General features: G+C 59.4%; 1 protein-coding gene. It reads left to right on the top strand.

Annotation, left to right across the window (positions count from 1 at the left end):
* A partial coding sequence (locus tag ALO43_RS09240; RefSeq protein ID WP_162235580.1) for a transposase family protein occupies positions 1 to 416 on the top strand: 416 nt, incomplete at both ends.

The following is a 416-nucleotide window of genomic DNA, read 5'->3' as shown; positions in this document are numbered from 1 at the left end:
AGCGGCGTCACCAAGGCTCACCGTTACGAGCCCGATATCAACCCCAGTTACCGCGATCTGGCCGAGCATTACGGCGTCGCCGTATTACCGGCTCGCTCACGAAAACCCAAGGACAAAGCCAAGGTCGAAGTGGGTGTTCAAGTGGTCGAGCGCTGGATCCTGGCGGTGCTGCGCAACCGCCAGTTCTTCTCACTGGGCGAACTCAACGCAGCCATCGGTCTGCTGCTGGATCGCCTCAACCAAAAGCCCTTCAAAAAGCTGCCCGGCTCACGCCGGTCAGCCTTCGAGACCCTTGACCAACCGGCACTGCAAGCACTGCCGGAACATCCATACGTCTACGCCGAATGGAAAAAGGTGCGAGTCCACATCGACTACCACGTCGAGGTCGATGGCCACTTCTACTCGGTGCCGTACCA

It is taken from the genome of Pseudomonas tremae, assembly GCF_001401155.1.
Lineage (GTDB): Bacteria > Pseudomonadota > Gammaproteobacteria > Pseudomonadales > Pseudomonadaceae > Aquipseudomonas > Aquipseudomonas tremae.
This window is presented reverse-complemented; position numbering and strand designations above follow the sequence as displayed.